The following is an 18,904-nucleotide window of genomic DNA, read 5'->3' as shown; positions in this document are numbered from 1 at the left end:
CTTCTATTTCAGCAGATTCTCTCAGTCACAACAACATATCTGGGACATTACCGGGAGAACGGTAGCTGCAATCGATTGGATTAGTGCTGCTCACAGCCCGATCCAACCCTCATTCTTCGTAGTCGCTGTCAATTTCAACCTCTAGTGTGTCTTCATCAAATCGAATGTAGAGAACATTGGGACGACAGCAGACCTGGCAATCTTCGGTATAGGATTGCTGAGTTCCTCCGCTCCAATCGACAAAGGTGAGGTTGGGTTCGCCGCAATAGGCGCAGATGTATTCGGCGGTGTTTTGCATAGATTGGGAAGGAATAACGAGGGATGAAGGATGAGCGATCGCAGGTGAAATAGGAATGATGGCAGATCAAACGGGAGCGATCGCAGATCAAACAAAAACTGCCAAATATCAGCATGAATTCTTCTCATCTCCAATCAGAAGAGAGATAGAAAATTTGTCTCCGTTCCTAGTTGAAGCGCAATCAGAGCCAGTCAATCTGCCACACTTCCACTTAGATGAGTCAACGCTGAGGAAAAATGAGCGATGCATGGCTATTTATTAGAGTGTCGTTCTATTGCAAACTGAATCAATTGATCCACTAATTCAGGATACGGAATTCCACTTGCCGCCCACATCTGAGGATACATACTTGTTGCTGTAAAACCAGGCAGCGTATTGATTTCATTAATCAAAATTTCGCCCGTCGCTTCGACGTAAAAGAAATCCACTCGCGCCAGCCCTGCACAATCTAACGCCAGAAACGCTTGAAGTGCCCGCTCCTGAATCTGGGTCGTCACGGCTGGAGGAATATTTGCCGGAATAAATAAATCCGCTTCGCCAATTGTGTATTTCGTTTCGTAGTCATAAAAATCACTCTGAAACGTAATCTCTCCCGGAACCGATGCTTTCGGCTGATCATTGCCCAGCACCGCACATTCTATCTCTCGTGCGACAACGCCCGCCTCCACAATGATCCGCCGATCGTAGCTTGCCGCATTATCTAACGCCGCTTCTAGTTCCCCGCGAGTCCGAACTTTCGAGATCCCTACCGACGACCCCAAATTCGCAGGCTTCACAAAACAGGGATAGCCCAACTGGGATTCAATCTGGTCACACAGCTTCGGAAACACACACGGATTTGACCAGACCTCAGAGCGCTTCACCGCCACATATTTCACCTGCGGCAATCCTGCCTGAGCAAACACCATTTTCATAGCAATCTTATCCATTCCCGCCGCCGATCCCAGCACCTCAGAGCCAACAAACGGAACTTGCATCAGTTTGAGCAACCCTTGCACCGTCCCATCTTCACCATTCGGGCCATGCAGAATTGGAAACCAAACATCGATTCCAGCCGCTTCGACAGGAAACTGCCAACGATTAGGAGTTTCGTCAGCCACCGGAATGGCAGCACCCGATTCGAGAACTTGCCGAGCAATTTCGGGCGATCGCCAAGCTCCATCTTTGCCAATGTAGAACGGCAGGAGCATGTACTTCTCGGCGTTAGCCTCGTTACTTAGGGCTTGAGCAATCGATCGGGCTGAGGAAATCGACACCTCATGCTCCCCAGAACATCCGCCAAATAACAGTCCTACGTTCAGTTTGGTCATGACTCGTCCTATGAATACGGGCTGTGCGTTTACGGTATTCTGCCATGAAGCGACGCTAATCCGAGAGGAGAGATGAACTCCTAATGAAATATTGGGGGGGAGTCTCTAGAATGAAAAGAGTTGCCTCGTGACTTAAGCGTTATGTCTCAGATTTGTATTCTCGGTGGCGGTTTTGGTGGATTGTATACCGCGCTGCGGCTGAATCAGTTGCCGTGGGACAAGCTCGACAGACCTGAAATTACGCTGATCGATCAGCGCGATCGCTTCGTCTTCGCTCCTCTGCTCTACGAACTGGTGACGGGAGAAATGCAGTCGTGGGAAGTCGCCCCGCCGTATGAAGAACTGCTGGCGGGAACCGGAATTCGATTTAAGCAGACAGCCGTAACCGAGATTGACGTTGAGGCAAAACAGGTTCAGCTTCAGAACGGAGAAACTCTGACCTACGATCGCTTGGTGTTAGCGGCAGGCGGAGAAACGCCGATGGATATCGTTCCAGGAGCTGAGGAGTTTGCCATTCCGTTTAGAGCGATCGCAGATGCCTACCGATTGCAAGAACGGCTAAGACTTCTAAAAGAATCGGCGGCGGATCGCATTCGGATTGCGATCGTTGGAGCGGGATATAGCGGTGTGGAACTCGCCTGTAAATTAGCCGATCGCTTAGGTGACCGTGCCCGCATTCGGATTGTCGAGCAAACTGATCAAATTCTGCGATCGTCCCCCACTCACAATCGTGAGGCAGCCACCAAGGCGCTAGAAGAACGAGGCGTCTTTCTCGATCTAGAAACCACAGTGGAGAGCCTAACCGAGGACAGCATTTCTCTACTCTACAAAGGCTCAACGGATACGATTCCGGTGGACATCGTTCTGTGGACGATTGGAACTCGCGTTGCCGAAGTCGTCCGAAATCTTCCGCTCAAGCAAAATCAGCGAGGACAGATTGTGACGACCCCAACGTTGCAAGCGATCGATTATCCTGAGATTTTTGCATTGGGCGATTTGGCAGACTGCAAAGATGCTGAAGGTCAGCAGGTTCCAGCCACAGCCCAAGCGGCATTTCAACAGTCCGATTATGTCGGTTGGAATATTTGGGCCTCGCTCACCCATCGCCCTTTACTGCCATTCCGCTATCAGTATTTGGGCGAAATGATGACACTCGGCATCGGCGAGGCGACTTTGACAGGCTTAGGACTCCAGCTAGATGGAGCATTGGCAAATTTGGCGCGGCGGCTTGCCTACCTCAACCGGATGCCCACTCTAAGACACCAAATTCGCGTTGGATTTAGCTGGTTAACGCGTCCGATCGTGGATGCTTTGGCAGGAAACGATGAATAATAGACGATGGCAATTGTCTATGTTCCTCTACGGAAAGTCTTATGAAACGCCCCCAAGTAATCTTTTTTGACGCGGTTGGTACATTGTTTGGGGTTCGTGGCAGTGTGGGCGAAGTATATGGACAGCTTGCCCAAAAGCACGGGGTTGAGGTTGATCCGAAGCAGTTGAATGAGGCGTTCTATCAACAGTTCAAAGCTTCGCCCCCCTGCATGTTTCCAGAGGCAAACTCTACTGACATTCCTCGGCTTGAATATCGCTGGTGGGGCGCGATCGCATCTAAAACCTTTCGCCAAGTCGGCGTGTTCGATCAGTTCAAAAACTTCTCAGAATTTTTCTCAGAGGTCTATTCTCACTTTGCCACCACCGAGCCTTGGATAGTGTATCGGGACACGGTTCCAACGTTAGAGCGGCTAAGAAAACTGGACATTCCGTTGGGCATCATTTCAAATTTTGACTCGCGCATCCATCCTGTTCTAAAAGCCCTCAATCTCTCCGATTACTTTAGCTCGATCACCATTTCCACCAAAGCTGGAGTGGCAAAACCAGATGCCAGAATTTTTCAAATTGCGCTCAAAAAGCATGATTGTGCGGCGGAGATGGCATGGCACATTGGAGATAGCGCTAAAGAGGATTATGAGGCCGCAAAATTAGCAGGACTGCGGGGGATTCTTGTCGATCGAGACCTACAAGCGAATCGAGAATCAAAATAGAGAAATCGGGACGTGCCAAAGAAGATCCGAGAACTAAAGGCGATACTACTACGGGCAAACTTTACTTACAGATCAGGAGAAGGCAGTCATACAGTATGGTCTCACCCTCTTTTGCCTTACATGCCGCTTTCTGGAAAAGATGGAGCAGACGCTGATCGCTATCAAGAAAGAGACATCAAAAATGCCCTCCGAGATCTGAATAGGTTAAACGAAGATAATGGAGAACGTGAATGACGCCCCACTACAGTATGGTGATTCAGTGGTCAGATGAAGATCAAAAGTTTATTGTGAGTTTGCCTGAATTTGGTCCTTATGCTCACACGCATGGAGACACTTACGAAGAGGCACTGAGAAACGGTCAAGACGTGTTAGAGCTTCTAGTTGAAGATTACCAAGCACGAAATCAAATCCTTCCTAATCCGCTCACTGCCGATCGCTCTTTTTTAATCAACGCAATAGGCTGAACTCACCCCATCTTCAGGCGAATCAGCGATCGCAGATTTTATTGCAATCTGAGAACCTGGGATATAGTACTTAGGTATTAATTCTTTAAGTTCATGCCTGTCAAACCATCGCAAATTCTGGCTCAGCTAAATCAGAAGCGAGAAGACTTTACGCGCTTCGACAAGACGGCGATGCACGAGCTTCAGCTTTATGGAGCGGCGCTTGCCCAAATGTCGCAGCGATCGCACACCGACTTGCTCGATCGGCTAGACGGCATGAAAGATTGTGGCGCACGTCCGTTAGAGGCGCTTGGCACATCTCCAGACTGGATTTTGCCGTGTGATTTGACGTGGCAGAGCCGAGAGCAGAGCATGGCCTGGGTGCGCGATCGCTTGACTGGAATTTCCACATTTGCCGTGGATGGCTCTCAAATCTATCCGAGTAAAGATTTCTCGATCCCAGTAGCGCTAGTGCAGATCGGGTGGTACGAAAACTTTCATTTGCCATCGGGCGAGTATGAAAAAGACATCAAATCAGAGGTGCTGACGCCGAGTGATCTGCGCGTCGGACGGGGAGATCTCGCCGATCGCAAAGTCAATCTGCGTCGGTTTGAGATGGAAACTCAGCGCTTAATCCAATACATGGAAGAGCGCGAAGGATGCGATCGCTGCTTGGCCTTCTTTGACGGTTCGCTGATTGCGAGTTTTGCAGAAGCCTTTGATGAAGAAACCAAGCATTTCTACGTCAAATGCATTCGTAACCTAATTCGAGCGAGTGAACGATATCGAGTTCCGCTCGTGGGCTACATCGATACCTCTACCGCCCGCGATCTGACTGAGATGCTGAGACGGTTGTGTGATCTACCCGAAGGCAAAGCCATTCATGATGCCCAACTCCTGACTCGCGCCAAACATGACATGCAGTGGGGCGATCGCACTCCTATTTTTCGCTGTCAGCGCATCGGAGTCCGAGATTTCTATCAAGAGTTAGCCGATCACATCGTTTTTACCTACCTCAAGACCAATCGGGATAGCTATCCTGTGCGTTTAGAGATGCCTGTTTGGGTTTATGAAGCGGGACTCTACGATCGCGTGATCGATTGGGTTCGAGCAGAAGTGATTATTGGCGGCGGATATCCCTATGCGATCGAGACGGCGGATCAGGTCGCGGTTTTAAAGAATGAAGACCGTCAAACGTTTTATCGCCTTGTGCAAGAGTGGGCAGAAAAAGAAGACTTAACATTGCGTCTATCTCGCAAGATGGTGAGCAAGGCTCGAAGGCGCTAGCTCATAACCATCTAATGGCAGAATCCCACACTGCTATAGTTCGTCGGTGCTGCTTAGGGAGTTTGTCAGCGAGACTCAGACGTTCATCAATGCTGGGTAGAATGCCTATTCTAACGGGTGCAGAATCTCACGCAAATATGTCCACTCAGAAACCAAACGATAGGAAGCCGCCATCAACAGCAACGCACTGTCCTGTAATGTAGGAAGCGGTGGGCATACACAAAAACGCGACTAACCCTGCGACTTCTTCTGGTTCACCCACGCGCTTGAGCGGCGTCCGAGCTTGTACCGAGGCTAGAACGTCGGAATTGTTGAGCAAGGAATCGGTTAGAGGCGTGCGAATAAACCAGGGCGCGACTGTATTAACGCGAATTCTATCAGCTGCCCATTCCACTGCCAGCGATCGCGTGAGTTGAACCAACGCTGCTTTAGTCATGCCATAAGGCGCACCCGTCCGAACGGTAGTCAATCCAGCAACAGAGCCAATATTAACGATGCTGCTTTCCGCCCCTTTGAGCAACGGATAGGTCAGTCGGCACATCTCAAATACAGACGTTAGATTGGTTTCCATAATTTTGGTATATTCATCCACGCTGTACTCAGTTGCCGCTTTGCGAATATTCGTCCCCACGTTATTCACCAGAATCTCTAACCCTCCAAAGGTTTGCTGAACGTACTGCGCGATCGCATCTCGTCCCTCAGAGGTTGATACGTCGGCAGCCATCCCTTCAGCCTCCAACCCCTGCGATTTCCAAGTTTCAAGCTGCTGCGAGATCGCGTCCTGATCTCGCGCCACAATCATCACCTCTGCGCCAAGAGAGAGAAATTCTTGCGCGATCGCCAGTCCAATCCCTTTAGTTGCGCCTGTAATCAAAGCTTTCTTTCCGCTCAGTGTCCAGCGATTATTCATGCGATAAAGTCTGTTTAAGGATTCGATGCCAGAATTTTATAATCTAACGAACTGCCATCATTTTAATTTGCAGGTTTTATGATGATCACACAATTTCTCCACGCCGCGATTCCAGTGTCGAACTTAGAAAAGTCAGACTACTTTTATGGAACGGTATTAGGGTTGCCAACGGGCGATCGCAATCTCAAATTTTCCGGTACGTGGTATGAGCTAGGCACGATGCAAATTCACCTCATCGAAGTTCCCAACATCATTTCTGATTTTCAGAATGCAGAAAAATGGGGGCGAAATCGGCATTTGGCGTTTTCGGTTTCTGACATTGAAGCGGCAAAAGAGCAGTTAACCTCCCACGGCTACCCGTTTCAGATGAGTGCTTCCGGTCGTCCAGCGCTGTTTGTCAAAGATCCCGACGGACATGTGATCGAATTGGGAGTCGTGGGATAATTGCATGACACTAACCGTTGAAGTTTCTATTTACCTCTACAGAACTTTTTGATTTTCGTTAGCAATCCCATTCTGTATGAAAATCATTGCTTATCTGTACAGCGATCCGCTTTTAGAGATAACCCCCGATCCGACGCTGTGGGGCTGGGATATCGATCGCGTGTATCAAGATTTAGCCACCGAGAAGAAGCCGCGCTTTCAGTTTCAACAATTGCTGAGCGACTGTCAAACCGAATCTGTAGACTATCTCCTAATTCGTCGCTTAGAAGAATTGGGCGAATCGATGAAAGAGGTCAGCGATCGCTTATCTCAACTCGAATCGCTCAACATCAACGTCATTCCCATCGAGGCATCTGAACACAATCTACAATCGGAATTTCTAAAGTTCTTACAGCAACTCCAATACACCCAACGCAGCAGGCGCATTCGTCAAGGGCACGCCCGCAACCGTGTGAAAGCCTTTGCTCCTCCCGGAAAAGCGCCTTACGGCTATCGTCGCAGCCGCAATCGCTATATCATCGATCGCAGTACGGCTCCGGTGGTCAAAGAATTCTTCGAGCGATTTCTACTGTTTGGCTCGCTGCGGGGCGCGGTTCGCTATTTAGAAAAGCAGTATGGCAAAAAAATTGCTGTTTCAACCGGGAGCCGATGGTTAATCAATCCGGTTTATCGAGGCGACTTAGAATACCAAAACGGCGACCTCCTCTCGGATACTCACGCCGCCATTATTTCCCGTGATGAAGCAGCACAAGTGGATCGGCTCCTGCGACGCAACCGACGGCTTCCCGCTCGCACCGCAAGTGCGCCGCGATCGCTGGCAGGACTTGTGATCTGCAAAACCTGTCAGTCTCCCATGACGATCGCGCGAGTCACTCAGTCACGTCGCAAGCGCAAAGGTGCGAAGGAATATCTTTATCTGCGTCCAACCCGATGCCCCTGCAACCCAAAGTGCAAATCGATCGCCTATGATTCAGTTTTACAGCGCACAATTGAGCAAATCTGTGAGGAACTACCCCGTGCGGTGTCGGGCGTCGAGTTGCCTCCGGTCGAAGGGATCAAACAGGGCATTGACGGTGCGATCGCGCAAAAACAAACGATTCTGAATCAACTTCCATCTCTGCTAGAAAGCGGTGTTTTAGATCAAGAAACGGCAGACTTAAGAACTTATAACTTGAGGGCTGAAATTGCCCAACTGCAAGCGAAACTAGCTCAATTACCGCCTGTCAATTTGATTGCGATCGCCAAGACCGTTTCGATTCCCCAATTTTGGCTTGACCTATCGGAATCTGAACGTCGGTTCTATTTTCGCGAATTCATCCGTCAAATTGAATTGATTCGTGAAAGCGAAGACTGGAAGTTGAGTTTAAAGTTCATCTTTTGATTGAAAGGTGTAAAGCACTATAGCTCACAGAGACAGCCTAACAATATCCCCTAAGCCTCACAGGAGGATCAAGATTACAATGGAGGGCTGTATAGCCTCTGAAATAAGCAATATGTCACTCAGCGAACTGTTGCCCACCATTAATCAGTTATCTCATCAAGATAAGATTCGACTGATCCACTTTCTCCTTCTAGCAGTTGCCAAGGAGGAAGGATGCAGCCTAGAACCGCTTGAAGAGAGTGATTCAGAGAAAATGCTTCTCAATCACCTCGCATCTACTGAAGCAGTAGTGTGGTCTCCCCAAGCGGATAAGGAAGCGGTTCAAGCATTGTCTGATCTTCTAACCACAGTCAAGAAAGCATCCAATGCTTGATGGGCAACGCTATTCGTTTACTGAGCGAACGGATAGCGCCGGGCGATCGCTCGTCATGCCCCTACCTTCGATCCTCACATTAGAGAACCGTTCTGTAGAGATAATGGCACTGTTAGATACCGGCGCGAGTGTCAATGTTCTACCTTACGAGATTGGTCTACAACTGGGAGCCGTCTGGGAAAACCAAACTGTTTCTGTACCATTGAGTGGAAATTTGGCACGGAGTGAGGCACGAGGTTTAGTTGTGTCTGCTGCGATCGCGCCGTTTTCTCCTATCCTGTTTGCGTTTGCGTGGACTAAATTAGAAGATATCCCTGTGATTTTTGGGCACATGAACTTTTTTGCAGAGTTCAATGTGTGTTTTTATCGGCACGAGTTAGCATTCGAGGTTTGTCCAAGAAGATGAAGTTGATCTGTAAGCCAGCAGCGTAACCGTTTAGATTTCGCTTTGGTTCAATTGTCTCGTCGCCGTTCATCTTTGTTGGTAGTTCGTCAGAACCGAAAGCCGAAGTTAAGGTTTAGATGCGTTTGCCCTGGGCATGATGCGTCGCGTCTCTACGAGGATCTGTCGCTTAATTGGGAAAATTGGTATAACATCCCGATATCGATCGAAGGAGTTTCCCTTGCCTCGCTCACTCCAACAGGTTCAACCTCCCTTAGAATTTATTCCGCCCGCCCTCGATCGTAAAGCGGTCTATTTTTTGCGAGCAACCGTGCCGTTGTGGTTGCGCTTTAGAACGCCGATCTGTCAGGTCGAAGCTAAAAACATAGAACAATTGGCGCATCTCTATCAGCAGTTTCAAGACGGCAAAGTTCGCTTACTGCTGGCGTTTCGGCATCCCAGTACCGACGATCCAGCCACCATGATGTATTTGATGCATCATCTGCTGCCTCGATTTGCTAAGCAAAACGGAATTCGTTTACAAAAGCCGACCCATGCTCACTTTATGTACGATCGCGGCATTCCGCTTTGGGCAGGTGCGATCGTTGGGTGGATGTATTCCAAACTGGGCGGCACCCCGATCCATCGCGGCAAGCTCGATCGGGCCGGCTTGCGATCGGCGCGTGATCTGTTTGCCAACGGTCAATTTCCGCTCATGGCCGCCCCCGAAGGCGCAACCAATGGGCACAACGAAATTATTAGTCCTCTAGAGCCTGGAATTTCGCAGCTTGGCTTCTGGTGCGCTGAAGATTTGCAGAAAGCCGGGCGTTCGGAAGAGGTAATTGTAATACCTGTGGGACTTCAATATCGCTACATAACACCACCTTGGGCTGAAATCGAGGCACTACTCGGAGAATTGGAAGCGGACGCTGGACTGAGCCGGGCAGAGAGCGACGAAAAAAAACTAAATGAGCGATATTTATATCACCGGCTTTATCGGTTAGCTGCACACTTGTTAGTGGAAATGGAAGAGTTTTATCGACGCTTCTACCATCAACCCTTAAAAACCGGAGAGAACGCTAAACATCACAAGATGACCAACGAAGAATTTGCCGTCCGATTGCAAGAGTTACTCAACGCGGCCTTACAAGTTCCTGAAGAGTATTTCAATGTTCTGCCAAAAGGAACGGTGATCGACCGCTGTCGTCGCCTTGAACAAGCGGCTTGGGATTGCATCTATCGCGAGGATCTCACGCTTGATAAGCTTTCACCCTTGCAGCGCGGGCTTGCCGATCTAGTTGCGGAAGAAGCTCATCTGCGAATCTGGCACATGCGAATTGTCGAGAGCTTTGTGGCTGTGACTGGGCAATATGTATTCGAGAAACCGACGGCGGAGCGGTTTGCCGAAGCGGTGCTGATTCTGTGGGACACCATGACTCGAATCAAAGGTGGCAATCCGTTTCATCGCCCGAAGCTTGGGAAACAATCGGCGCTAATTACGATTGGAGAACCGATTTCGCTCAGCGATCGCTGGAATGCTTACAAAAAAGATCGGCGTTCTGCAAAACAAGCAGTCACCGATCTCACTCAAGATTTACAAGACGCGATGGAAACAATGATTCTTAACGTCTAGTTAGTTAAGGCGAATTCTCCTCTGTTTTGGGTTTTGGCTTGCCGCCCGAATTGCGGACATTGACAAATTTGCCGAGCAAGTCAAACCAGAACGGAGCACCCATCGCGATCGCAAGGCCACTAAACGCCCAACCCGAAACCATTCGCAGCAGTCCCAAAGGTCGATGAGCAACAATGTCCATCACTTGTAGGGGTACAGGGGTGTCGATCGTCGCTTGACCTCCATTGACGCAGGATTTGTAGAGGTTTGCCCAGGCTTGTTTAGCCTGAGTGTCATCAGTCTGATTGGGTGTGTCTGGTTGCGTCGCTTGAGACGGATCGCTCGGAACCTCATTGGGCTGACATTCAAGCTGTCTGCCTAAATTGACCGGACTCCAGCTAATAGGAAAAGCAATGTCTCGCAATGCAGAATCTGTCTGATTTCTCAGGTTTTTTAGATCCTCCGACAAACGCGGAGAATTGGTCGCTCTCAGATCGAGTTTAGCGGCCTGGTCAGTAATCAGTTGTCGCAAGCTATCATCACTCGATAGTCGATTGAAAATATGAAATGTATCGGCATTTGTACCCGCCGCGAGAACAAGACCCATCAGGATCGCCACCCCTTTGGCATTGCGTTTGTAAACGCCAGACGCACGCGACATCGATCGGTCAAACCAAAGCGCGATCTCATCGCTAAATTGATGCAGTTCGTTATCGACTTGCTGAACTCGCGTTTGAGCCCGCCTTGCCAAAATCGATAGACTTTCTTTCACAGAATCGGGCAACCGACTTAAACCACTCCGAATTTTTTTGTAGGACTGATAATCTTCGTACAGTTGACGTTCCTCTTCCGACAAATCTTTGAGGGCAGTGGATAGGAAGATCTGCTGCTGGTCAAATGGTAGAGCGTCATACGGTTTGAGGTGGTCCTCGTTGATGAGTTTCTTGAAGCGTTGCGCCTCTTCAGGCTCTAACCCTGCTATGTAGTCTTGAATTTGACCTTCAATTGTTGAATTGACTTGGGCATCGATCGGTCTTGCCGTGTTCGCTAAGCGCTCATAGGCGCTCACCGCTTCTTTGTAGGTGTGGCTGTTCTGGTTCACCAGTTCGGCAATTTCAGATAAGCTTGGCTTCAGACCGCCTGACAGAATCGCACGATCGTTATTTTCACCAAAAATACTAGATTTGAGCGATTGCAGGCGACGAGCATAAATTTGTTGCGTTGGCTCCGATGAGTTGGGATCGCAACTCGTTGCAATATAAATGTTAAAGGCTTCGCCCAACCGCTCAATGCTAGTGGTTAGGTTGGCTTGCTTATTCTTATACGATCGCAAGATCTCGTCATACTCTTCAACTAATAGTTGGAAATTATGATCTTGGTCTAAGTTAGCCATGTTGGACTTGGCCGCAACGACTCGAATTCCGCCCCGCTCCCAATCATCTCGAAACCCATCATCGCTAGAAACTTGAGCCTCGCCCACCCCATCCGTCGAATACTGTCCGACAATGCGATGGACAAATTTCTCAAATCGAACTTCGGTTAATTTGTCGATCAGCGACGTGATGCCAAGCTGCTCGATCATGGTTGTGGCGAACGTTTCTGACGCGATGTAAGAAGGCCCGGTTGATAGCTCCCGACCAAACGCGCCTTTGCGATTTCCCCGAAACAGGAAACCCGAAATCCGTCGAAAGCCCGTAGCAACAACGCCTTTCGCTTCTTGGTTAACGTTTTGCAGCAGCGAATCGTTGTAAAGCCGAGACACCAAATCTCGCACGCGCTCTTCTTCGGGCGTACCCGTGCCTCCTGAGAGCAAAACTTCAATTGAGTCTTTAAGATGCTTAGCTCGCCATTGCAAGAGCGTTGCCAATAATTCTTGCAGTTCAGAGGCTAATAAACTCAGAATTAAATACGTAAAAATTAAGCCGATCGCGACATCTAAAACAAACGGTAAACTCATCTATCATCACCCTGCTCAGTCAGCGCTTAACATGATAGTTCGTAATTCATAATTGAAGAAAATACTTCAGATTACAAATTACGAACTGCAAGGAGCGCTTGAGATTGGGTTAGATAATCAAATTCACAAAAATCAGATTTACAGAATCCGATTTAATTTAAATGATGTAAAGCAACAGAAACAGAATTACCCAGATCACATCCACGAAGTGCCAGTAGATTTCTGCTGCTTCGACGCCAAAATGATCTTTGCTGTTGTAATGATTGGGCTTTAGCGATCGCCACAACACTGCCATGATCAGAATCAGTCCAAAGCAGACGTGTAGCCCGTGAAATCCCGTCAGTACATAGAATGTGCTGGCAAAAATATTTTTGGTCAGCCCAAATTCTAAATGGAAGTACTCATAAAGCTGACCTGCTAAGAAGACAGCGCCCATCGCCGCAGTGACACCAAACCACAAGCGCAGCCCGCGAACATCATTCTTCTTGATCGCTGTATCCGCGTTGTGAATGACAAAGCTACTACCAATCAGAATTACTGTGTTGATGCCCGGCAGCAGTAGCTCTAGTTTGGGTGTTCCTTCAGGGGGCCACGTTGGGGCAACCGTCCGAAAGGCAAAATATGCCGTGAACAGCCCCAGAAAAATCATGCCTTCTGCGACCAGAAAAACAATGATGCCCAGGAGGCGATAATCGGGATGGTCTTCATGCCCAGACGCAACATGATGGTCGTCTTGGTGATGGTTGCGCTCTAATTTTGCAGGATCGAGGGTGGTCATGGTCTCGAATAGCTAAGTGAACAGTTGAAAAAACGAGGGATAAACCAATAAAATCTGTTTCTCCCTCTTCGATGGAATGACTAAATTGAATTACTCTCGGTTGTAGCTTTCGTCGCCGCGATCGCTTGGATTTGCTGCTACCACCGGATCAGGTTTTGCCCGCAACGTAGAACTTGGACCCGCCGACAAAGTTGGATCGTCGGCCTCGGAGAAGGGAACATCCACTTCTGTAGCACGGCTACCCATGCCATAGTCATATGGACCAGTTGCTAACACTGGATCAGCTTCAAAGTTTTCCACTGGAGGCGGAGAAGTGGTCATCCACTCCAACGTCAATGCTCGCCACGGATTATCGCCCGCTGGTTTGCCTCGCAGCCAACTCCAAGTGGCATTGACAATAAACGGAATGGTCGAAACGGCTAGTAAGTAGGCTCCGATCGTACAGATCAGATTTAATGTCGCAAACTTGGGATCGTACTCTGCAACCCGACGGTTCATGCCTTCCATACCAAGTTTATGCATCGGCATAAACGCCAGGTTGAAGCCAATAAACGTAAGCCAGAAGTGAGCCTTGCCCCACGCTTCGCTCATCATCCGTCCCGTGATTTTGGGGAACCAATGGTAGAAGCCGCCATATAACCCAAAGACGCTGCCCCCAAACAACACATAATGCAGGTGAGCCACAACGAAATAAGTGTCGTGGACGTGAATGTCAAATGGAACTGAAGCCGTCATGACGCCACTAATACCGCCAATCACAAACAGGCAAATAAATCCCATAGCAAACAGCAACGCCGAACTCATATCGAGCTTGCCGCCCCACAACGTCGCCAGCCAACTGAAGATCTTAATTCCGGTTGGCACAGAAATGACCATCGTAGTGATCATGAAGAACATCCGCAGCCAAGGCGGAGTTCCACTGGTAAACATGTGGTGCGCCCAGACGATTAGGCCGAGTCCGCAGATGGCGATACTGGAGTATGCGATCGCTTTGTAGCCAAAAATTGGTTTGCGCGAGTGAACTGAAACAATCTCTGAGATCATGCCAAAGATCGGCAAGATCATGATGTAGACGGCAGGGTGAGAGTAAAACCAGAAGAGGTGCTGATAAATGATCGGATCGCCGCCGCCCGTTGGATTAAAAAAGGCAGTGCCAATCAACACGTCAAATGACAGCAAGATCATTGCTCCTGCCAAAACTGGTGTGGCGATCAGCGCTAAGAATGAGGTTGCCAACATTGACCAGCAGAACAGAGGCATCTGGTTTAAGCCCATGCCAGGGACTCGCATCTTGAAGATCGTGACGATGAAGTTCACGGCTGCCAAAATTGACGAGGTTCCTAATAGCAGAATGCTAAGAATCCAGATCATCTCCCCCGCTTTTGGGCTAACCAAGCTGAGGGGCGGATAATTTGTCCAACCTGCGCCGGGTGCGCCGACTAAGAAGCTGGACATCAGCATCAATCCCGTCGGGGGAATGATCCAGAAGGCGAGCGCGTTGAGGCGAGGGAACGCCATATCTCGCGCCCCAATCATCAGAGGAATAAGGTAGTTGCCAAATCCGCCGGTTGCTCCAGGCACAATCCATAGAAAGATCATTACTGTGGCGTGAACCGTGAATAGGCTGTTGTAAACCTCGCGGCTGACAAAATCCGATTCAGGCGTAGCGAGTTCTGTGCGAACCAGGGTCGCCAGCACACCGCCAATGAGATAAAAAAAGAAGGTTGTGACCAGATATTGAATTCCGATCACCTTATGGTCAGTGCTAAAGGAGAAGTATTCCTTCCAGTTGCCCGGCTTGTTGCCGTGGGCAAGCTGGTTGGCTTCTTCTTGAATTTGAGCGGCTTGAGTCATGACGAGAGGGGTATGGGGTAGGCAGGGTAACACGGAGTACCCAATGTCGATTAAGCGTCCATCAACTGTCTATCAGAAATTAGGAATGCCCCTCGTGGGAGTGTAACTGTTCGAGGGCGGCTGCCGTGATGCCGATATCTTGAGCATAGGGAGCAAGGTACTCTTCGTCGGTCATCGTAGCGGGATTGGCCGCTATCGCTCGATCAAGCACCTCAGCACTGGCAACTTCTTGACTCTGAAGCCAACTGTCATACGCTTCTTGAGGCTCCACAACCACGATCGTTTTCATTGCACCGTGGTATGCCCCGCATAGCTCAGCACAAATCAGGGGATACTGACCTTCTCTAGTTGGAGTGAAGCGAATCTCAGTTTGGCGTCCGGGCACAGCGTCTTGCTTCAGACGAAATTCTGGAACCCAGAACGCATGTAGAACATCGTTAGCAGAAATATTAATCAAGACGTCGCGACCCAAGGGAACGTGCAGTTCTCCTGCAACGACTTCGGTTCCTGGATAGGTAAACAGCCAAGCGTACTGCATTCCTGTCGCACTGATGACTACTTCAGCAGGCTTCTCTGTTTTCTCAGGAGATGAACCCACTCGTGGCGAGACAGTTCCCAGCGTTGGCGCGTCCTTACGTTGCGGAATATCTTCTCGCACAGCGTTGGTGGCTGGATCTTTCAGAATCGATTCGGCTTGCTGCTGGTTGGGATCAGCTTGAGAAACAAGAGTTGCGGCAAATGCGGGGGACCCTGTAAGCTGCGCAACTGCATTTCCTGGCTGCGCTGCTACCTGATGCTGAGCTTTCCCATGCGCCATGTGATCCATGGGATTCATGCCGTTTTCATCCATGTAAACGTCAAAGCTGTAGACCGAAATCCCTAACACGATAATGGCCGGAATCGCTGTCCAGAGAATTTCTAGCGGAATATTGCCATGTACGGGCGGTCCGTCACTTGTGTCGTCAGGATCGCGTCTGAACTTAATAGCGCTGTAGATCAGAATGCCAGCAACCAGTAGAAAAATACCTGTGCCAATTGTCAACATGGCGTTAAACAGACTGTCTACTGAAGCAGCATTCTTAGAGGCTTCAACGGGTAATAGGTTGTGGTTCTGACCATACCAAAAGCTAATTAGGGTCAGAAGAATACCAGCGAGAAGCGTTGTAATTTGACTTGGAATATTCACGGCTCATCACTCTCATTCATGGGGGACGTGGGATCGGGTGTAAGAAGACCTACTAAACGGGAAAAGGCAACATGGATTATGGCTGGTTCGCTGTCCCTCGGTCTGTTCGCTCAGAGCATAGATGTTTGATGAAATATCAACGTTTGAAATTCTAGTATTTGGGCTTTGGATGGAGAGCGCCCTTAAGAGAGATCCTAACGCGAAAACCAATAAGGCTAAATGTCAGTTTGAATCTAAGCTGAAACGCCAAAACCTCTATTTGGGTAACTCCCCCCTCAACGGTACGACACGGCTCTTTGGATGTGTTCTGTTTCAGAAGTATCCTTAATATTTTCTTTGGGATCGCAGCAGAAGCGTTGTAGAAGGTTGACTGGAAGCCATTGAGAATCCGAAGAATTCCCTAAAGCTGTTCAAATTAACGATTCCGTCACTAAAGTAGAACTTAGAGCAGATGCTCCGATTTCCGTGAACTTTTATTTTCTCTTCAGAGACCGGAACAATAAATTTCTCAGATGTCAAATTCTATTCTTCACTCTTCTCCTGTTTCTTCGCCCTCATCTATTGCCGTCAGAGTTTGGATGACGCGGTTGGTGTTTGGGCTGGCGATCGCGACGCTTTTCCTGATGGCATTGGGCAGCGCTACCCGTGTGATGAATGCGGGTTTGTCTTGTCCTGACTGGCCCTTGTGCTATGGGGAGTTTGTGCCGCGTCAGCAGATGAACCTGCAAGTTTTTTTAGAATGGTTTCATCGTCTTGTTGCCACAACGATTGGATTTGGCGCGATCGCGCTCTGCGGTGCGGCGTGGTGGTTCCGTCGGGACTTGCCTCGCTGGATGCCGAGCGCCGCGAGTTTTGCCCTGTTTCTCGTGGTCTTTCAAGGAATTTTGGGCGGTCTGACGGTGACTGAGTTGCTGCGCTTTGATATTGTGACGGCTCACCTTGGAACCGGACTGTTGTTCTTTGGAACGCTGCTAGCGATCGGATCTTCCCTGGTGGTTTACAAAGGCATTGGAACCGTTGGCAAACTCCGCTGGGTGGGCGTAAGTGCGGCAGTTTTGGTCTATATGCAAAGCATTCTGGGAGGATTAGTCTCTTCTCAATGGGCGCTGCACCAATGCTTAGGGACATCAAAGCTCTGCATGGTGATGAATAGTCACATTGCTGGAATCGTGCCGCCTACGATCGCGGTGCTAACGCTGGTCGTCATGGCTTGGCGAACTCCAGCGCTTTCGTTTGCATTGCGGCGATTGGCGAATGTCGCTGGGCTGCTGTTGCTGTTGCAAATTACGCTGGGTGTTGCAACGTTTCGACTCCGATTGCAGGTGGAGCCGTTGACGGTAGCGCATCAGGCGACGGGCGCTGCGCTGTTGGGAACGCTAATTGTTTTTGCGGTTTTGGCGTTGCGGGATCAAGCAGCGGTGCAATTAACACCATCAGCAGACGAAACGCTTGCAACGGTGGAATGATCGGTGGATCTGCACGATTTTTACCGAACAATCGCTGCAATCCAATCCTTAGAACAATGCTTACGTCAAAGACGCAATAGTTGCTAGACCAATATCTTTAAACGCAATATATTGCGTCTCTACTCTCTCGTTTACGGAATACGCGAATGCAAAATGCAATGACGGGCGTTTCACGCCGCAATCAAGATTTCCTACAAATTATTCAAAGCTATGTTCAACTGACAAAACCTCGGATTATTTTGCTGTTGCTAATTACAACAGCAGGGGCAATGTGGATTGCAGCAGAAGGACAGGTTGATCCGGTATTGCTGTTAGTGACATTGCTGAGCGGAACGTTTGCCTCTGGATCAGCGAATACAATTAATTGTTTGTACGATCGCGACATTGATTATGTGATGGAGCGGACACGCGGTCGCCCACTTCCGTCAGGTCGAGTTAGTCCGCGTGATGCGCTGATCTTTGCGATCGCGCTGGCGATCGCTTCGTTTACGCTGTTGACTGTTTTTGCAAACCTGCTCAGCGCGTGTTTGGCAATGTCGGGCATTCTGGTTTACGTGCTGGTTTACACGCATTGGCTCAAGCGTCATAGCACTCAAAATATTGTGATTGGCGGCGCAGCGGGTGCGATTCCTCCGCTTGTGGGTTGGGCAGCCGTGACGGGCGATTTAAGCTGGGCAGCGTGGGTTCTATTCGCAATTATTTGCCTGTGGACACCACCGCATTTCTGGGCGTTAGCCATCCTGATTCGCGAAGATTACGCCAAGGTCGGCGTACCAATGATGCCTGTGGTAAAAGGTAACGAGTCTACAAGTCGTCAAATTTTTTACTACACCCTGTCGCTAATTCCAGCAACGCTGCTGTTGGTCTATCCATTGCATGTGATGGGCGTGGTGTATGGCGCGATCGCGATGCTGCTAAACGGCATTTTTGTGCAAAAGGCTTGGAAATTGATGCAAACGCCGTCAGATCTGCAAGTTGCACGCGCAACGTTTAAATACTCAATTTTCTACATGATGCTGCTTTGCGCGGGCATGGGGATCGATAGCCTCCCGATTACTCATCAGCTCGTCGATGTTGCGACAGCCTACATCACTCGATTAGGGTAATCCTCCTCAGGAGATCGCTTCTCCACACCTCATTATCTGTTCACCAGAACTACTACAATAGGTATAGACATGTTG

18 protein-coding genes are annotated in these 18,904 nt (G+C 49.2%); 11 read left to right on the top strand and 7 right to left on the bottom strand.

The features are described 5' to 3' along the window. Positions 1-109 precede the first annotated feature (109 nt). Together AC5JLB_RS19875 and AC5JLB_RS19870 are read right to left on the bottom strand one after the other, a co-directional pair. On the bottom strand, positions 110-298 hold the full coding sequence (locus AC5JLB_RS19875) for a CPXCG motif-containing cysteine-rich protein (RefSeq protein ID WP_495875551.1): 189 nt from the start codon (positions 296-298) through the stop codon (positions 110-112). Positions 299-549: 251 nt separating this feature from the next. After that, a complete protein-coding gene (locus tag AC5JLB_RS19870) occupies positions 550-1,608 on the bottom strand; it encodes a D-alanine--D-alanine ligase family protein (RefSeq protein ID WP_495875550.1) in 1,059 nt (352 codons plus the stop codon). Positions 1,609-1,749: 141 nt separating this feature from the next. Between AC5JLB_RS19870 and AC5JLB_RS19865 the strand changes: the two genes are divergently transcribed. From AC5JLB_RS19865 to AC5JLB_RS19850, 4 genes are all read left to right on the top strand, one after another. After that, positions 1,750-2,940: an NAD(P)/FAD-dependent oxidoreductase gene (locus AC5JLB_RS19865; protein WP_495875549.1), complete on the top strand. Its 1,191-nt coding sequence runs from the start codon at positions 1,750-1,752 to the stop codon at positions 2,938-2,940. Between the two features lie 41 nt (positions 2,941-2,981). Then, positions 2,982-3,650: an HAD-IA family hydrolase gene (locus tag AC5JLB_RS19860; protein ID WP_495875548.1), complete on the top strand. Its 669-nt coding sequence runs from the start codon at positions 2,982-2,984 to the stop codon at positions 3,648-3,650. A gap of 230 nt (positions 3,651-3,880) precedes the next feature. Continuing rightward, positions 3,881-4,114, top strand: a complete 234-nt coding sequence (locus tag AC5JLB_RS19855) for a type II toxin-antitoxin system HicB family antitoxin (protein WP_495875547.1) — start codon at positions 3,881-3,883, stop codon at positions 4,112-4,114. Positions 4,115-4,207: 93 nt separating this feature from the next. After that, complete coding sequence (locus AC5JLB_RS19850) at positions 4,208-5,380, top strand: DNA double-strand break repair nuclease NurA (protein ID WP_495875546.1); 1,173 nt, start codon at positions 4,208-4,210, stop codon at positions 5,378-5,380. Between the two features lie 145 nt (positions 5,381-5,525). Here the strand turns inward: AC5JLB_RS19850 and AC5JLB_RS19845 are convergent, their stop codons facing one another. Further along, entirely contained in the window at positions 5,526-6,290 is a 765-nt protein-coding gene (locus AC5JLB_RS19845) for an SDR family oxidoreductase (protein ID WP_495875545.1), read from the bottom strand. 78 nt (positions 6,291-6,368) lie between these two features. On the opposite strand from AC5JLB_RS19845, the gene AC5JLB_RS19840 reads away from it, so the two are divergent. The 5 genes from AC5JLB_RS19840 to AC5JLB_RS19820 all read left to right on the top strand — a co-directional run bounded on the left by AC5JLB_RS19840 (position 6,369) and on the right by AC5JLB_RS19820 (position 10,503). Continuing rightward, positions 6,369-6,734, top strand: a complete 366-nt coding sequence (locus AC5JLB_RS19840) for a VOC family protein (RefSeq protein WP_495875544.1) — start codon at positions 6,369-6,371, stop codon at positions 6,732-6,734. 76 nt (positions 6,735-6,810) lie between these two features. Then, positions 6,811-8,115: a recombinase family protein gene (locus tag AC5JLB_RS19835; RefSeq protein WP_495875543.1), complete on the top strand. Its 1,305-nt coding sequence runs from the start codon at positions 6,811-6,813 to the stop codon at positions 8,113-8,115. A 112-nt stretch (positions 8,116-8,227) separates the two neighbouring features. Beyond that, complete coding sequence (locus AC5JLB_RS19830) at positions 8,228-8,488, top strand: hypothetical protein (RefSeq protein WP_495875542.1); 261 nt, start codon at positions 8,228-8,230, stop codon at positions 8,486-8,488. After that, positions 8,481-8,894 carry a pepsin/retropepsin-like aspartic protease family protein gene (locus tag AC5JLB_RS19825; protein ID WP_495875541.1) on the top strand — a complete coding sequence of 138 codons (414 nt, stop codon included), beginning with the start codon at positions 8,481-8,483 and terminating at the stop codon, positions 8,892-8,894. Before AC5JLB_RS19830 ends, AC5JLB_RS19825 begins: the two co-directional genes overlap by 8 nt. 217 nt (positions 8,895-9,111) lie before the next feature. Then, positions 9,112-10,503 (top strand): 1-acyl-sn-glycerol-3-phosphate acyltransferase, encoded by a 1,392-nt coding sequence (locus AC5JLB_RS19820; protein ID WP_495875540.1) that lies wholly within the window; start codon positions 9,112-9,114, stop codon positions 10,501-10,503. A gap of 4 nt (positions 10,504-10,507) precedes the next feature. Here the strand turns inward: AC5JLB_RS19820 and AC5JLB_RS19815 are convergent, their stop codons facing one another. The 4 genes from AC5JLB_RS19815 to AC5JLB_RS19800 form a co-directional block, all read right to left on the bottom strand. Further along, positions 10,508-12,439, bottom strand: coding sequence for a hypothetical protein (locus tag AC5JLB_RS19815; RefSeq protein ID WP_495875539.1), 1,932 nt, complete (start codon positions 12,437-12,439; stop codon positions 10,508-10,510). 157 nt (positions 12,440-12,596) lie between these two features. Further along, a complete protein-coding gene (locus AC5JLB_RS19810; RefSeq protein ID WP_495875538.1) occupies positions 12,597-13,217 on the bottom strand; it encodes a cytochrome c oxidase subunit 3 in 621 nt (206 codons plus the stop codon). 90 nt (positions 13,218-13,307) lie between these two features. Next, the gene (gene ctaD, locus AC5JLB_RS19805; RefSeq protein WP_495875537.1) at positions 13,308-15,071 is read right to left on the bottom strand and encodes a cytochrome c oxidase subunit I; all 1,764 of its coding nucleotides are present in this window, start codon (positions 15,069-15,071) and stop codon (positions 13,308-13,310) included. Positions 15,072-15,150: 79 nt separating this feature from the next. Further along, a complete protein-coding gene (locus tag AC5JLB_RS19800; RefSeq protein ID WP_495875536.1) occupies positions 15,151-16,257 on the bottom strand; it encodes a cytochrome c oxidase subunit II in 1,107 nt (368 codons plus the stop codon). Between the two features lie 512 nt (positions 16,258-16,769). Between AC5JLB_RS19800 and AC5JLB_RS19795 the strand changes: the two genes are divergently transcribed. Together AC5JLB_RS19795 and AC5JLB_RS19790 are read left to right on the top strand one after the other, a co-directional pair. After that, a complete protein-coding gene (locus tag AC5JLB_RS19795; RefSeq protein ID WP_495875535.1) occupies positions 16,770-17,723 on the top strand; it encodes a COX15/CtaA family protein in 954 nt (317 codons plus the stop codon). Positions 17,724-17,869: 146 nt separating this feature from the next. Beyond that, the gene (locus AC5JLB_RS19790) at positions 17,870-18,829 is read left to right on the top strand and encodes a heme o synthase (protein WP_495875534.1); all 960 of its coding nucleotides are present in this window, start codon (positions 17,870-17,872) and stop codon (positions 18,827-18,829) included. Positions 18,830-18,904 lie beyond the last annotated feature (75 nt).

It is taken from the genome of Myxacorys chilensis, from assembly GCF_059505265.1.
This window is presented reverse-complemented; position numbering and strand designations above follow the sequence as displayed.

Excerpts from the sequence above, each read along its gene's own strand:
- AC5JLB_RS19875 (WP_495875551.1), bottom strand. The coding sequence starts at position 298 with ATGCAAAACACCGCCGAATACATCTGCGCCTATTGCGGCGAACCCAAC.
- AC5JLB_RS19870 (WP_495875550.1), bottom strand. The coding sequence starts at position 1,608 with ATGACCAAACTGAACGTAGGACTGTTATTTGGCGGATGTTCTGGGGAG.
- AC5JLB_RS19865 (WP_495875549.1), top strand. The coding sequence starts at position 1,750 with ATGTCTCAGATTTGTATTCTCGGTGGCGGTTTTGGTGGATTGTATACC.
- AC5JLB_RS19860 (WP_495875548.1), top strand. The coding sequence starts at position 2,982 with ATGAAACGCCCCCAAGTAATCTTTTTTGACGCGGTTGGTACATTGTTT.
- AC5JLB_RS19855 (WP_495875547.1), top strand. The coding sequence starts at position 3,881 with ATGACGCCCCACTACAGTATGGTGATTCAGTGGTCAGATGAAGATCAA.
- AC5JLB_RS19850 (WP_495875546.1), top strand. The coding sequence starts at position 4,208 with ATGCCTGTCAAACCATCGCAAATTCTGGCTCAGCTAAATCAGAAGCGA.
- AC5JLB_RS19845 (WP_495875545.1), bottom strand. The coding sequence starts at position 6,290 with ATGAATAATCGCTGGACACTGAGCGGAAAGAAAGCTTTGATTACAGGC.
- AC5JLB_RS19840 (WP_495875544.1), top strand. The coding sequence starts at position 6,369 with ATGATGATCACACAATTTCTCCACGCCGCGATTCCAGTGTCGAACTTA.
- AC5JLB_RS19835 (WP_495875543.1), top strand. The coding sequence starts at position 6,811 with ATGAAAATCATTGCTTATCTGTACAGCGATCCGCTTTTAGAGATAACC.
- AC5JLB_RS19830 (WP_495875542.1), top strand. The coding sequence starts at position 8,228 with ATGTCACTCAGCGAACTGTTGCCCACCATTAATCAGTTATCTCATCAA.
- AC5JLB_RS19825 (WP_495875541.1), top strand. The coding sequence starts at position 8,481 with ATGCTTGATGGGCAACGCTATTCGTTTACTGAGCGAACGGATAGCGCC.
- AC5JLB_RS19815 (WP_495875539.1), bottom strand. The coding sequence starts at position 12,439 with ATGAGTTTACCGTTTGTTTTAGATGTCGCGATCGGCTTAATTTTTACG.
- AC5JLB_RS19810 (WP_495875538.1), bottom strand. The coding sequence starts at position 13,217 with ATGACCACCCTCGATCCTGCAAAATTAGAGCGCAACCATCACCAAGAC.
- ctaD (WP_495875537.1), bottom strand. The coding sequence starts at position 15,071 with ATGACTCAAGCCGCTCAAATTCAAGAAGAAGCCAACCAGCTTGCCCAC.
- AC5JLB_RS19795 (WP_495875535.1), top strand. The coding sequence starts at position 16,770 with ATGTCAAATTCTATTCTTCACTCTTCTCCTGTTTCTTCGCCCTCATCT.
- AC5JLB_RS19790 (WP_495875534.1), top strand. The coding sequence starts at position 17,870 with ATGCAAAATGCAATGACGGGCGTTTCACGCCGCAATCAAGATTTCCTA.